This window comes from Bacteroidota bacterium (genome assembly GCA_017303975.1).
Taxonomy (GTDB): domain Bacteria; phylum Bacteroidota; class Bacteroidia; order JAFLBG01; family JAFLBG01; genus JAFLBG01.
In genome coordinates this window covers 25034-39112 of sequence record JAFLBG010000015.1, presented here as the reverse complement: position 1 = coordinate 39112, position 14079 = coordinate 25034, and the positions used below count along the sequence as shown (strand labels likewise).

At 35.1% G+C, this 14079-nt stretch carries 13 protein-coding genes; 12 read left to right on the top strand and 1 reads right to left on the bottom strand.

The genetic code is table 11. From position 1 onward, the window contains the following. The first annotated feature begins 194 nt into the window (after nucleotides 1-194). The 12 genes from J0M08_07095 to J0M08_07040 all read left to right on the top strand — a co-directional run bounded on the left by J0M08_07095 (nucleotide 195) and on the right by J0M08_07040 (nucleotide 13666). On the top strand, nucleotides 195-1421 hold the full coding sequence (locus J0M08_07095; GenBank protein MBN8702813.1) for a T9SS type A sorting domain-containing protein: 1227 nt from the start codon (nucleotides 195-197) through the stop codon (nucleotides 1419-1421). A gap of 90 nt (nucleotides 1422-1511) precedes the next feature. Next, nucleotides 1512-2495 (top strand): bifunctional phosphoglucose/phosphomannose isomerase, encoded by a 984-nt coding sequence (locus J0M08_07090; GenBank protein MBN8702812.1) that lies wholly within the window; start codon nucleotides 1512-1514, stop codon nucleotides 2493-2495. A 1-nt stretch (nucleotide 2496) separates the two neighbouring features. Further along, nucleotides 2497-3216 carry a lipoyl(octanoyl) transferase LipB gene (lipB, locus tag J0M08_07085; protein MBN8702811.1) on the top strand — a complete coding sequence of 240 codons (720 nt, stop codon included), beginning with the start codon at nucleotides 2497-2499 and terminating at the stop codon, nucleotides 3214-3216. Nucleotides 3217-3251: 35 nt separating this feature from the next. Beyond that, on the top strand, nucleotides 3252-4736 hold the full coding sequence (locus tag J0M08_07080; protein MBN8702810.1) for a polysaccharide biosynthesis C-terminal domain-containing protein: 1485 nt from the start codon (nucleotides 3252-3254) through the stop codon (nucleotides 4734-4736). 5 nt (nucleotides 4737-4741) lie between these two features. Further along, complete coding sequence (dut, locus tag J0M08_07075; protein MBN8702809.1) at nucleotides 4742-5176, top strand: dUTP diphosphatase; 435 nt, start codon at nucleotides 4742-4744, stop codon at nucleotides 5174-5176. 101 nt (nucleotides 5177-5277) lie between these two features. Beyond that, nucleotides 5278-6288 (top strand): NTP transferase domain-containing protein, encoded by a 1011-nt coding sequence (locus J0M08_07070; protein ID MBN8702808.1) that lies wholly within the window; start codon nucleotides 5278-5280, stop codon nucleotides 6286-6288. Between the two features lies 1 nt (nucleotide 6289). Beyond that, on the top strand, nucleotides 6290-8062 hold the full coding sequence (locus J0M08_07065; protein ID MBN8702807.1) for a tetratricopeptide repeat protein: 1773 nt from the start codon (nucleotides 6290-6292) through the stop codon (nucleotides 8060-8062). A 7-nt stretch (nucleotides 8063-8069) separates the two neighbouring features. After that, a complete protein-coding gene (locus tag J0M08_07060) occupies nucleotides 8070-8915 on the top strand; it encodes a DUF4292 domain-containing protein (protein MBN8702806.1) in 846 nt (281 codons plus the stop codon). Then, a complete protein-coding gene (locus J0M08_07055) occupies nucleotides 8893-10140 on the top strand; it encodes a peptidoglycan DD-metalloendopeptidase family protein (GenBank protein MBN8702805.1) in 1248 nt (415 codons plus the stop codon). The genes J0M08_07060 and J0M08_07055 overlap by 23 nt, the downstream gene beginning before the upstream one ends. 6 nt (nucleotides 10141-10146) lie before the next feature. Next, the gene (locus J0M08_07050; protein MBN8702804.1) at nucleotides 10147-12264 is read left to right on the top strand and encodes a gliding motility-associated C-terminal domain-containing protein; all 2118 of its coding nucleotides are present in this window, start codon (nucleotides 10147-10149) and stop codon (nucleotides 12262-12264) included. Between the two features lie 124 nt (nucleotides 12265-12388). Continuing rightward, the gene (locus tag J0M08_07045; GenBank protein MBN8702803.1) at nucleotides 12389-12844 is read left to right on the top strand and encodes a YbjN domain-containing protein; all 456 of its coding nucleotides are present in this window, start codon (nucleotides 12389-12391) and stop codon (nucleotides 12842-12844) included. Between the two features lie 21 nt (nucleotides 12845-12865). Continuing rightward, nucleotides 12866-13666 (top strand): carboxypeptidase regulatory-like domain-containing protein, encoded by an 801-nt coding sequence (locus tag J0M08_07040; GenBank protein ID MBN8702802.1) that lies wholly within the window; start codon nucleotides 12866-12868, stop codon nucleotides 13664-13666. Between the two features lie 71 nt (nucleotides 13667-13737). Here J0M08_07040 and J0M08_07035 read toward each other — a convergent pair whose 3' ends face one another. After that, complete coding sequence (locus J0M08_07035) at nucleotides 13738-14079, bottom strand: translation initiation factor (GenBank protein ID MBN8702801.1); 342 nt, start codon at nucleotides 14077-14079, stop codon at nucleotides 13738-13740.

Genomic DNA, 14079 nt, shown 5'->3' with positions numbered 1-14079 from the left:
TTCAAAAATTAATAGCGGCAAATATACTCTAAAAAATGATGGATACAATATCTTAAAACAGGTTGTTTTTTAAGCTGTTGTGTTGTTGAAATGAGTTCATTTTCAGTAAAGTAGGTTCAGTTGAAAATTTAATGTAGTTTATGTATTGACAATCGGTTTAAATAGTGGTAAATTCGCATCCTTAAACAACTGCCATGAAGCAATTTTTTACACTTACTTTCCTTTTTATAACCTTAAATTTTATAGGCTTTAGTCAGAAAGTTTCGATCAACTCCGGGGCATGGAATAGTCCCTCTACATGGAATCCTGCGGCTGTACCGGTAAGTTCAGATAATGTTACCGTACAAAGCATTCACAAAGTAGCACTCAATAAAAATTTAACCGGAGGCGATAAAATTTCTGCTGCTGTTACCGTGTATGGTAACCTGATCGATCAAACCGGTGGTACAGAGTATGATGCAGAAGTTTCTAGTGGAGGTTTTTTGCTAGTAGATGGTAAAACTCAGATGAATGGAAATGTAAAAATTGATGCAGGAGGTTTTTTAATAGTTTATCCCGGAGATACTCTTGTTACAGGAAATTTGGAGTTTGCCAACAATTCTTTTGTGCTGGTGCAAGGAAGCGCTGTTGTGGTTGTAAATGGAGATTTAACAAACAATAATAACAGCTCAGGCATAACTGTAAACGGTAAGGTTCATGTAAATGGCAAATACGAAGGTGGAAATAAATCGGCTATGGATGGTACAGGATTAATGACTACCACAGGGTCGTTAATTACAGATCACAAAGGAACAGTGTTTGGGTCAGAGGACGATTGCTTTGTGGGCCCTTGTTTAGCGCAGGGTGGTAATATAGGTGGATTGCCAATAGAATTGATTTATTTTAAGGCGGAGGCTTTAGGTACTACAGTAAATTTTAATTGGGCAACAGCTACTGAGCAAAACAATAATTATTTTACCATCGAGAGAAGTGCTGATGGCGTTGAGTTTCTTCCTGTGTTAGAAATGAAAGGAGCGGGCAACAGCACTAATATCATCACTTATATTGCAGCAGATAAAAATCCGGTAAATGGCGATAATTATTATAGATTAAAGCAAACAGATTTTGATGGAAATTTTTCATATTCCAAAGTTGTTTATGCAACAGTTTCTAAAAATCAAGGAGTACGTATATATCCAAATCCTGGAGATAAAAATGAAATTGAGTTTGCTATCACCGCAACAGATTATTCCGGTGTTGTAGCTATTTCTATTGTAGATGTTCGTGGTGCGAATGTATTGCCATCCGATTTAACTATAAATGTATCACAATCCGGATTTTTAAAGTTGAGTGATTATGGGGTAAATCTTACTTCCGGTATGTATTTTGCAAAAGTAACTATTGCAAACACCGTTTTGGTGGAGCGATTTGTTATCAAGTAACCCGAATCAAAATTAATCCCTTACTTGCTTTTTTCAGCGAGATATTTGAAAAAAAAATCTATTTTTGGTTTAAACCATACGTAAACTTTTGTGAAGAAATTAATTGAAGATTTTGGTAAACAACTTACACAGGCAATTTCTATAGGAGAAAAAGCCCAATTTACGCAACCTACAACAGCTCTTACTAATATTGTTATTGCCGGGTTAGGTGGTTCTGGGATTGGAGGCAGTATTGTAAGTGAGTTGGTTTTTAGGAATGCAAAGTTGCCAATAACTGTTATTAAGGGGTACGACACTCCTGCATTTATAAACGAACATACGTTGTTTATTGCTTCTTCTTATTCCGGAAATACCGAAGAAACATTAGAAACCTTGTCTGTGGCTATTGCTAAAAAATGCAAGGTTGTTTGTGTTACATCCGGAGGTAAAGTAGCCGAAATAGCCAAACAGAATAATCTAGATTGTGTTCTTATTCCCGGAGGAATGCCTCCTCGGTCGTGTGCAGGCTATTCACTCACTCAATTGTTTTTTATATTAAAAGCATTTGGTGTAATTAATTTTGATTTTTTAGGACAACTGAAAAAAGCCGTAGCCCTATTAAATTCAGAATCTGCAGCTATTCATACAGAAGCAAAAGAAGTAGCGGCATATTTGAATAACAAAATTCCGGTTATATATTCTACCAATTTGTTTGAAGGCGTTGCAATTCGCTTTCGACAACAGATTAACGAAAATGCGAAAATGCTTTGCTGGCATAATGTTGTGCCCGAAATGAATCATAATGAGTTGGTAGGTTGGAAAAACAAGCACGAAGATTTAGCCGTGATTATTTTTAGAGATAAGGAAGACTACCAGCGCAACCAAAAAAGAATAGAGATTAATAAAGAAATTATAAAACAATACACCTCAAATATTATGGAAGTGTATTGTAAGGGCGAGTCTCAGCTAGAAAAGGCTATTTACTTTATTCATTTGGGCGATTGGATTTCTTTTTATTTAGCTGAGCTTAGGCAGGTTGATATTGTAGAGGTAAAAGTAATTGACTTCCTAAAATCAGAATTGGCAAAAATATAACATGCAAAAAGTTTTGTTCCAAGATTTAGCTGTAATTGATTACAAGGAAGCTTGGGATTATCAGGAAAAACTTTTTAATGCAACAATTGCAAATAAAATAAGTAATCGAAATGCTCAAGAAAATGAGCAGATTCAAACCCAAAGTCATTTGTTGTTTTGCGAACACCCACATGTATACACTTTAGGGAAAAGTGGTTCGGAAAATAATTTATTAATTAACTCGCAACAGCTTACTGCGCATGAGGCCACTTTTTATAAGATTAATAGAGGTGGTGATATCACCTACCATGGGCCAGGACAAATAGTAGGTTATCCGATTTTAGATTTAGATAATTTTTTTACAGATATACATAAATACTTACGGTATTTAGAAGAAGTAATTATAGACACCTTGGCTGAGTTTACTATTAAAGCGGGTAGAATTGCCGGATTAACGGGTGTTTGGGTTGATTATGAAAATCCATCTGTGGCTAGAAAAATTTGTGCAATGGGTGTGCGCACAAGCAGATGGGTTACTATGCACGGGTTTGCGCTAAATGTAAATACCGATATAAGTTATTTTAATAATATCGTTCCGTGTGGTATTACTGATAAGGCCGTAACATCTATGCATCTCGAGCTTCAACAAAAGGTGGACGCTACTCAGGTAAAAACTATTCTAAAAGAAAAATTTGCAAAGCGATTCGATTGTGTGTTAAAAGATTCGGGTACTGCTGAATAAATTGCTTATTTTTATTCAAATCAAATAATAAGGAGTTGGCCTCGTTTAAAAAATTAGCCGGAGAAACTGCCATCTATGGAATTCCAACCATTGTTGGGCGGCTATTGAATTACCTTTTGGTGCCGCTTTATACCTATAAATTTAATCCGGAAGAGTATGGGGTTGTTACTGAAATGTATGCCTATTCCTCTTTTTTATTGATTGTTCTTACATATGGAATGGAAACAACCTTGTTTCGTTTTTCGCAAATGGATTACGATAAAAATAAAGTTTATACAACAAGCCTTATTGCCATCGTTACCACATCTGTTTTGTTTGTAGTGTTTTCATTTTTATTTACGCCTCAGTTAGCATCGCTTATTCGTTATCCCGAAAATCAAGAGTATGTAAAATGGTTTGCGCTCATCTTAGGATTTGATGCGTTGTGTAGCGTTCCATTTGCAAAGCTTAGGCAAGAAAACAAAGCCAAGAAATTTGCATTTATAAAGTCGTTGAATATACTCTTGAATATATTGCTAAATCTATTTTTTATAGTGTTGTGCCCATATCTTCTCAAGAACAATATTGCTGTTGATTGTGTAAATATGGTTTATGCAAAAGAAGTTGGTGTTGGATATATATTTTTATCGAATGTATATGCCAGTGCATTTACGTTTCTTCTTTTATTACCTACTATTATTAAGGAGCGATATGATTATGATTATGGCATTTTAAAAAAAATGTTAGTATATACATATCCCTTGCTATTTGCTGGTTTGGCCGGAATTATAAACGAAACCTTGGATAGAATTTTAATAAAATATTTAATACCCGATCATCATGTTGCAATGACGCAAGTTGGTATTTACGGAGCCTGTTACAAAATATCAATATTGATGACCATTTTTATTCAAACATTTAAGTTTGCCGCAGAGCCTTTTTTCTTTTCGCACTCTAAAGAAAAAAATGCAGACGAAATTTATGCAAATGTGATGCGCTATTTTGTTATCGCATGTTTGTTTATTTTTTTAGGAACAATGATGTATATAGATATTATTAAATTTTTTATAGGAAAAGATTTTCGTATTGGCTTACATGTAGTGCCAATACTTCTATTAGCAAATATGTTTTTAGGTATTTATTATAATCTTTCTATTTGGTATAAATTAAGTGGTCAAACTTATTATGGTGCATACATATCGCTAATTGGAGCTGCAATTACATTGATAATAAACTTTTTGTTGATACCTAGAATTGGCTATACGGGGGCTGCCTGGGCTACATTTGCTTGTTATACCAGTATGATGGCTGTTTCTTATTTTGTTGGACAGCGAAAACATAACATAAACTACCCTGTTAAAAAGCTGTCGGTTTATTTTTTAGTAGCAATGTTTTTTTATTTCATCTCCACGTTGATTCCTACCGAAACCATTACAATTCCAGTTAAATTAATTATCAATACCTTGTTTTTATTGGTTTATACATTTTACATTTTTAAAAAAGAGAATTTGTTAAGTAAGATTTCGCTAAAAATTAATTGAGTATGATACAGATTAAAGTTGTAAATAAATCGGAGCATGAGTTGCCAAGTTATGCAACTATTGCCTCTGCGGGCATGGATTTGAGAGCTAATATATTGGAGCCTATTGTTCTTAAGCCACTGGAGCGCGCATTGGTTCCTACTGGATTGTATATAGAATTGCCAGTAGGCTACGAAGCGCAGATTAGACCTCGCAGTGGGTTGGCATTTAAAAATGGAGTAACAGTTTTAAACTCTCCCGGCACAATTGATGCCGATTACAGAGGCGAAATAAAAGTATTACTCATTAATTTATCTAATGAACAGTTTACAATTAATGCCGGAGAACGCATTGCGCAAATGGTTATTGCTTCTCATGAGCAAGCAGAATGGTCATTAACAGAAGTTTTGGCTGAAACGGATAGAGGGGCGGGTGGATTCGGTCATACAGGTAAGAAATAGCAATTCTATTTGTTGTAGAATTTAGATATTCAAAAATCGTTTATTAATCTAAATTACTCCCAAAAATATCTTATTTTAACACCTAAATACGATACAAAAATATGCGAATTATTATACCAATGGCAGGAATGGGAAAACGTATGCGTCCGCATACACTTACGGTTCCTAAACCACTATTGCCAATAGCAGGAAAACCTATTGTGCAAAGACTTGTAGAAGACTTAGCAAAAGTATCCAAAAGCAAAGTAGAAGAAGTGGCTTTTATTATTAGCTCTGCTTTTGGTAAAGATGTGGAAGCTAACCTAATTGCAATAGCCGAAAAATTAGGTGCAAAGGGCACTATTTGCTATCAAAATGAAGCATTGGGGACAGCTCATGCAATATTGTGTGCAGAACAATCTTTAAAAGGAAAAACCTTGGTTGCTTTTGCCGATACACTTTTTAAAGCGGATTTTAAATTGGACGATGAACAAGATGGAATTATTTGGGTACACAAAATAGAAGATCCACGCGCATTTGGTGTAGTAAAGCTTAATACAGAGAATGTGATTACAGACTTTGTTGAAAAACCACAAACATTTGTTTCTGATTTAGCCATTATAGGTATTTATTATTTTAAGGATGGCGAGTATTTAAAGAAGGAACTTCGTTATTTATTAGATAATGATATTAAAGACAAAGGAGAATACCAGCTTACCAATGCATTGGAAAACATGAAAAACAAAGGCACTAAATTTGTGCCCGGTAAGGTTGTAGAATGGTTGGATTGTGGAAATAAAGACGCAACCGTATATACTAATCAACGCGTATTGGAGTTTGTGCGAAAAGAGGAGAAGTTAGTTTCTGCATCAGCACAATTTATTAATTCTACCGTTATTGAACCTTGTTACATAGGAGATAATGTTAAGATTGAAAACTCCATTGTTGGTCCTCATGTTTCGTTAGGAGGCAATACCAAGGTAGAAGGTAGCGTTATCTGTAATAGTATTGTTCAGAACAATAGCGTTATAAAAAATAGCCTCTTGAGAAACTCTATGTTGGGAAGTTATGTTGAATATAAAGGTAAAGCAGATGAGGTAAGTGTTGGCGATTACAATGTGTTTATAAGTTAGTATGATAAATAAATCAGTTACATATTACCTCTTTTTACTACTTATTGCCGTTGCGCAATTTTCTTGCAAAAGCAAGAAAGGTGCTGTGTCTCCATCTTCTGCAAATTCCAACACCACAACTTCTGTTAAAACTTCGAAGCTTAGCGAAAAGCAACAAATTGAAATAGCGCAGAATTATATCAATGCAAGCAAAGAAAAAATGCTTGGAAATATTGATAAAGCAGCAATTTTGTATGCACAATGTATAAAGGCCGATCCCACAAATGCTGCAGCGCTATATGAGTTGGCAGGTATTTATAATTTTAAAAGAGATGTTCGTAATGCAACTGTTTTAGCACGAGAGGCATTTAAACTAGATTCTAAAAATGAATGGTATGGATTGTTGCTAGCAGAGTGTTATACAAAGGAACGAAAATATTCAGATGCCATAAAAGTTTATCTAACCTTGCTTAAGTCGTATCCCGAAAGATTAGATTTTTACGAAAGCTTGGCAAGCCTACAGCTGTTGTCTGGTAAGGTAGATGATGCGATGAAAACGTATGAGAAGTTGGAGTTGATGCTGGGTGTAAACGAAAGCATTTCTATGCAAAAGCTCAATTTATACAAACAACTTAAACAGAACGACAAAATAATAGAAGAGCTAAATAAATTGATTGCTACATTTCCTAATGAGCCTAAGTATTTGGGAATGTTGGGCGAAACCTATATGGAAAAGGGGATGAAGGAAAAAGCGTTGGAGTCGTATTTGCAAGTTTTAAAGTTAGATTCAACGTATGGTTTGGTGCATTTATCACTTTCTGATTATTATAAAACGATTAAAGACGAGCAAAAATCTTTTGATGAATTGAAACTTGCATTTAAAAGCGAGTACATAGATATCGATAATAAAATACAATTACTTCTTCGTTTTTATTATACTTCAAAAGATACCGATTCTGTAGAGCGCACAAAAAATTTAGAGTTATGCAAGATTCTTACCGAGTTATATCCAAAAGATGCAAAGGCGCATTCGGTAAATGGAGATTTTTTAAATAAGTATAAGCAATCCAAAGATGCCAGAAATGCTTATAGAAAGGCTGTTGAATTGGATAAGGAAAAATTTGTGCTTTGGAGTCAGCTGCTTATACTAAATTCAGAGCTAAATGATTTTGATGCAATGTACAAAGAGAGTACAGAAGCTATGGAGCTTTTTCCTAATCAGCCATTGCCATATTTACTTAAAGGAATTGCTGCCATGCAGTTGGGTAAAAGTCAAGAAGCCGTTGATGTTCTTAAGCAAGGTGTTACTTATGTTGTAGATAATAAGCCAATGTTGGGTCAGTTTTACTCCTCCTTGGGCGATGCATATAATAAAGTGCCTGATCATAAATTGTCTGATGAGGCTTATGAAAAGGCACTTTCTGTTGATTCGAATAATGTTTTCGTGTTAAATAACTATGCATATTATTTATCACTTCGCAATCAAGATTTAGAAAGAGCAGAACAAATGTCGAAACGTTCGAATGAGTTAGCTCCTAACAATGATTCGTATTTAGACACGTACGGATGGATTTTGTATCAGATGAAAAAGTATAGCGATGCTCAAATATGGATAGAAAAGGCTATTCAAAATGGAGGTGCAAACAATAGTGTTATTTTAGAACATTACGGAGATATATTATACCAGCTTGGGAAAAAAGACGAGGCGTTGAAATACTGGAAAATGGCAAAAGATAAAGGACAAGGTTCTGATTTTTTGAATAAGAAAGTAGTTGATCAAAAATTATATGAATAATTTTTTGATGAAATATATCTACGCAACCGCTTGCTTTCTTCTAATTCTGACCTCCTGTAAGAGTAAGCGAAAAATTATTAATCAAAGTCAGCAAACAACCGCTAATAACGCAGAGTATAAGAACAAACAAGTTTTGTTGCAGAATTTGAAAAAAAACGAAGTTCAGTTTACAACTGTATCTGGAAAATTTGAATGTGAAGCTGTTATCGATTCTTCAAAAAATTCGTTTAATGTGAATCTGCGAATTTTTAAAGACAGTTTAATCTGGATGTCTATTTCTCCCGCCTTGGGCATTGAAGTTGCACGGGTGTTGATTACCAAGGATAGTGTTAAGTTTTTAAATAGACTCAACTCCTCTTTTTTTATTGGCGATTTTCAATACATAAGCAAACTATTGAATGCTGATTTGGATTATGAGTTGCTTCAGTCGTTATTGGTAGGAAATAGTGTAGAGTTTTATGAAGACGATGACAAGCTGCGTTCAGCTACAGACGGCACATTGCACTTGCTTACTACTACACGAAAAAGAAAATTGCGTAAAGTGCTTGAAAAGAATAAAGAGTATAAAGACCCGATGCAAAGTATTTGGTTGCAGCCAACTACTTATAAAATATCTAGAATTTTATTTAACGAATTTTCTACCGATAGGTCTTTTAATGCCGATTTTTCTAAATTTCAAATGGTTGATTCTACTATATTTCCGTCTAAGATAAAATATGTAATTAAAGCAGAAAAGCAAATAGCTATAGATATTGATTACAGCAAAATTCAACTTAATAAAGAGCTCTCTTTTCAATTTACCATTCCGGAAAAATACGATAGAATAAATTATGAACAGAAAAAGGACAAATAGTATTCTTGGATATTTGTTTGTATGTTTTCTGCTAGTTATTAGCAGTGTGGATTCTATTGTATCTGCTCAAAACAAAAAAGATTTGGAAGGAAAGAAAAAAGCGCTTCAAGACGAAATAAAATACACAAACGAACTGCTGAAAGAAACCAAAAAGAATAAAAAACTTTCGTTAAATCAATTAGTAACCCTTAATAAAAAAATAAATATTCGGCAGGAATTGATTTATACTATTAACAGCGAAATAAAAATTATAAACAAGCAGATTTCGGAGAATAATAAATCAATTGCAGCACTAGAAGCCGATTTAAAAAAGCTAAAGGAAGAATATGCAAAAATGATCTATTTTGCCTATAGAAACAGAGATTCATATGGAAAATTGATGTTTGTGTTTGCTTCAAAAGATTTTAATCAAGCCTATTTGCGGCTTAAATATTTTCAGCAGTATAGCGATTATCGCAAAAAGCAGGCAGCTATTATTTCGCAGACACAAGTGGATTTGAATGTTCAAATAGCCCAGTTAGAGCAGCGAAAAACTGAGAAGACAAGTTTGCTAAGTTCTGAGCAGCAAGAAAAAATAAATTTAGATACAGAAAAGAAAGAAAAAGAAGAGGTGTTGGTTCAGTTGCAAGACAAGGAAAAACAACTGAAGAAAGAGTTAGAGAAAAAGAAGAAAGATGCTGAGAAACTGCAAGCCGCTATTCAGCGTATAATAGAAGAAGAAATAAAAAAAGCACGCGAAAAGGCAAAAGAAGAAAAGCGACCCGAGTCAAAGTCGCTTGTGTTAACACCGGAGTCGCAGCAACTTTCTAATACTTTTTCTAATAACAAAGGTAAGTTGCCTTGGCCTGTTATTAAAGGAATTATAACCGAGCGATTTGGTATACATCCACATCCGCTTATGCCCGATATTGAAGTGTCAAATAATGGATTGGATATTTCTACTACCAAGGGAGCATTAGCGCGGGCTGTGTTTGAAGGAGAGGTTACCGGAGTTACTTCTGTTCCTGGCATTGGAAACGTTGTAATAATTAGACATGGAGAATTTTTAAGTGTGTATTCTAATTTGAATAAGGTTTTTGTGAAAGCTGGAGATAAAATAAAAACGAAAGAAAGTATTGGAAATATTAACTTCAACGAAGATCAATCTGCTACAGAGTTGCATATAGAAATATGGAAAGGTCAAACTAAATTAGATCCAGAGCAGTGGCTTGTAAAGATTAATTAGGCAATAATGAAAATTGGATATAAAGGATTTTCTTTAGTTATATTCTCTGTTTTTTTCTTCAGTTCTATATGTGTTCAAGCGCAGTATAATCAATGGGTTTGGATGAAGGGGGATACTGTTTTTAATACATCAGGTAATTATGGAACTAAGGGCTTTTTTGCTCCCGGTAATTTACCTCCCGCTAGAAGCTACGCAGGACAATGGGTTGATAATATTGGAGATTTTTGGTTGTTTGCTGGAGGGCGACTCAATCTAAATGAATCAAGAAATGATTTGTGGAAATATAGCCCATCTCTAAATCAATGGATGTGGGTTGGAGGAGACAGCAGCATAAATACACCCGGAAGTAAAGGAACTCAAGGCGTTTCCGCTTCTACCAATTGGCCTTCCAATAGAACAGCAGGCTTTCTTACTTGGATTGATGCTGTTGGAAATTTTTGGTTGTTTGGCGGAAATTCAATGAGTGGCGGCTGGTCGATGCTCAATGATTTATGGAAGTATGATTTGTCAACCGGTTGGTGGACATGGATGAAGGGTACACCTAATGCGAGTTCTGTGGGATCTTATGGAGTAAAAGGTGTTTCTTCTGCATTTAACGAACCTCCTGCACGAGATGAAACTTCGTGTGCGTGGACGGATAATAATGGCGATTTATGGTTGTTTGGTGGTCGCATCTATCCTACAGCCGGAGATGGAAATGATTTGTGGAGATATAGTGTAGCTACTAATCAATGGACTTGGATGAGTGGTAGCAATGCCGTAAATGATTATGGGCATTATGGAACTAAAGGTGTGCCAAGCCCTTCAAATGTTCCTTCTGCTCGTCAAGTGTACACCAATTGGAAAGATAGTCAAGGAAATTTGTGGTTGTTTGGTGGTTATGGTCCAAACGGATTGAATAATGATTTATGGAAGTATGATGTTGGAAGTAATCAATGGACGTGGGTTTGGGGCGATTCACTTGCAACATACGGCACGGTGCACAATTCAAAATGTATTTCTTCCGCGCAAAATTCGGTTGGAGAACGAAGGTATTGTAATTCAGAATGGACGGATGATTGCGATAATTTATGGTTGTTTGGAGGATGGACGCAATTTGGCCCAAGAAATGATTTGTGGAGATACAGTATTCAAAACAACGAATGGACTTGGATAAGTGGGGACTCGCTTCCTCAAGCAAATGCTGTTTATAATACGCAAGGAGTGCCCTCTGCATCTAATAATCCGGGTGCAAGATATAGAAGTAGTGCCTGGAAAAATAAGGATGGATTGTGGTTTTTTGGTGGAGAGGATTGGAATGCAGGATTTAATGGAGGTATTAATGATTTATGGAAATTTATGCCTGATACCGTAATTGCTGCTTATACCACATCTATAACAAGTGGATGTGCACCAATCCTAATTAATTTTTCAGATAGCAGTTTGCAAGGTTGTAACGAAATACGTTCGTATGCGTGGTCTTTTGACGATTCTGGCTCAATGTTAAATGATACATCTTCTGTTGCTAATCCGAATCATTTATTTGCTACTTCAGGAGTCTACAACGTTTCGTTATCTGTTGAAGGTTGTTTTGGAATTAAAAGTACTGCTGTAAAATCAGTCAATTTGCTAAGTAATTCGATAAACGTTAGTGCAGATGTAACTATTGATTATGGTAGTAGTACTACGCTATCTGTGTCTAGTGTAGGTGCTACTACTTGCAGTTGGTTCCCTTCCGAATCGTTAGATTGTGACACCTGTTTTTCTACTGTTGCATCTCCAACCGTTACAACAACTTATTTTGTTTCTACTTACAATGCTAATGGTTGTTCAGCAATAGATACTGTAACTGTCTTTGTTGAATATGTGTGTGGAGAAGTATTTGTGCCAAATGCTTTTTCGCCAAATGCAGATAATCAAAATGATAAGCTTTGTATCTATGAAAAATGCATAAAAAATGTCGAATTTGTAATCTACAACAGATGGGGAGAAAAAGTTTTTGAGACCTCAAACCCTAAAGATTGCTGGGATGGAACGTATAAAAACGAATTACAGGATACGGGTGTTTTTATGTACACACTTGTTGCCGATTTTGTAAACGGAAAGAACGTTAAAAAATACGGCAATATTAGTTTGGTGAGATAGAGAAATATAATAGCAGAACCAAAAGGTTGGTAAATTTGACACATCCTTAATTTTGATTTTTATTTTGCTTTTTTTTCTTAGTTTGGGAATCAGCCCTTTTTTAGTTAATTTTTAAAACAGATTTATGGAACTTACGCCTTATTATCAACTTGTCGAGCAGGCAATTTATGAACTAGGCTTAAACCCTGCAGATTGTAGAGGTGAGCAACAAGGAAGTTGGAATCTAAGGAAGGGTTCTGCTACTGTATATGTAAATATTCTTCCTTTAGCCGAGCAAGATGGAACAGTAGGTTGTTATTTTGCGTGCTCATCTCCTGTTGTTGATTTATATGCGATTCAACCCAGCGAAAGATTATTTAAAGAGCTTTTGCAAATAAATGCTCTACTTCACGGAGGTATAGCTTTTTCGATTTTGAATGATTTTGTATACCTTGGATATATAAGGGAAGTTAGAGGGCTTGATTTAGAAGAGGTGTTGGCTACATTTGATAGAATTGGAAACTATACTGACTATTATGACGATGTTTTGAAAAAACAGTATGGTGTAATACGCTCCGAACGCCCTTTTTCGTACAATTAAAACTAAAATCAATACTATATTATGAAAACAAAAAGTCTATTTTTTAATTTATTAATTGGAACTTTAATTCTTACAAGTTGTGATAAGGAAGTTGTTGTAGAGCCTGCAACTCCTATTGCAAATACGAATGAAAATAATATTCCTAATGGAACAACTACTGTTAACTATGCAGTTCAAGTAATTGCAGTTGGCGAAACTGGCAAAACAAGTGGGTTGATGGGCGCAACAGTTAAAATTCAACATAATGGTAGCGTATCTACTGCTACCGTAGATGCATCTGGAATAGCAGTATTTAGTAATGTTTATCCTGGTATAATAAGTGGATTTGTAAGTGCCTCTGGATATACCAGTATTAATTTTTCTGCACAGGTGTTAGAGTTGAATACAAATACCGATGCTAATCACACATCTTATGGTACATCTACAATCTACGTGTATAAAAAGAATAGTGGAGCAGAAGGTAGAGTATATGCAGATTATAACTTGGATGGCAATACTACCATATCTCAAGCTGCAAATTTTCAGCAAGTAAAAATGTGGATGAGTTATAGTCTATCAGGTTATCCAATGGGTAGCGGAAACGGAATGTTGACTAATGTAACATTGGATACTGCTGCATACACTGTAAATAGTAATGTTGCCGGCAATTTTACTTTTTCATCCATTCCATGTATGGGAACAGGTTTGACCGCAAAGTATTGGATGGAAGATGTAGTTAAGCAAAATACATCAGGAGCAAATGTGATTATTAATTTCAATGCAGCTAGCATCGTACTTAATCCTAATGCTACTACACAAGTAGGCGATATTTTTGCACAATAAAATTACCAATATACATAAGCCTTAGACTATAAGCTGCGCAAAGCGTATTTTGTAATCTAAGGTTTATGTTTTTACCCTCCGGCTTTTTTAGCTTTGTAGCCATTATCTAGCAAGAGCTTTAGTATTTTATCTCGGTGGTCGCCTTGTATTAGTATTTCATTGTTTTTAGCTGTGCCGCCTACACCGAATTTTTGTTTTAGCTGTTTTCCTAGGTTTTCCAAATCGGTTGAATTTCCTATAAAATCAGCAATTCGGGTAATAACTTTGCCACCACCTTTTCTATCTAAAAAGAGTTTTAGGTTTTGTTGTTGCGGAGGTAATGTTTCTTGTTCAGAGGATTCATCTTCTTGATAAGAAAAATCCTTATTGGTCGAGTAAACAATATTTACCCTGTTTTTATTTTTGTTTGACAT

Coding starts and splice junctions, on each gene's coding strand:
- J0M08_07095 (MBN8702813.1), top strand. CDS start 195: ATGAAGCAATTTTTTACACTTACTTTCCTTTTTATAACCTTAAATTTT.
- lipB (MBN8702811.1), top strand. CDS start 2,497: ATGCAAAAAGTTTTGTTCCAAGATTTAGCTGTAATTGATTACAAGGAA.
- J0M08_07070 (MBN8702808.1), top strand. CDS start 5,278: ATGCGAATTATTATACCAATGGCAGGAATGGGAAAACGTATGCGTCCG.
- J0M08_07065 (MBN8702807.1), top strand. CDS start 6,290: ATGATAAATAAATCAGTTACATATTACCTCTTTTTACTACTTATTGCC.
- J0M08_07060 (MBN8702806.1), top strand. CDS start 8,070: ATGAAATATATCTACGCAACCGCTTGCTTTCTTCTAATTCTGACCTCC.
- J0M08_07055 (MBN8702805.1), top strand. CDS start 8,893: ATGAACAGAAAAAGGACAAATAGTATTCTTGGATATTTGTTTGTATGT.
- J0M08_07050 (MBN8702804.1), top strand. CDS start 10,147: ATGAAAATTGGATATAAAGGATTTTCTTTAGTTATATTCTCTGTTTTT.
- J0M08_07045 (MBN8702803.1), top strand. CDS start 12,389: ATGGAACTTACGCCTTATTATCAACTTGTCGAGCAGGCAATTTATGAA.
- J0M08_07040 (MBN8702802.1), top strand. CDS start 12,866: ATGAAAACAAAAAGTCTATTTTTTAATTTATTAATTGGAACTTTAATT.
- J0M08_07035 (MBN8702801.1), bottom strand. CDS start 14,079: ATGTCAAACAAAAATAAAAACAGGGTAAATATTGTTTACTCGACCAAT.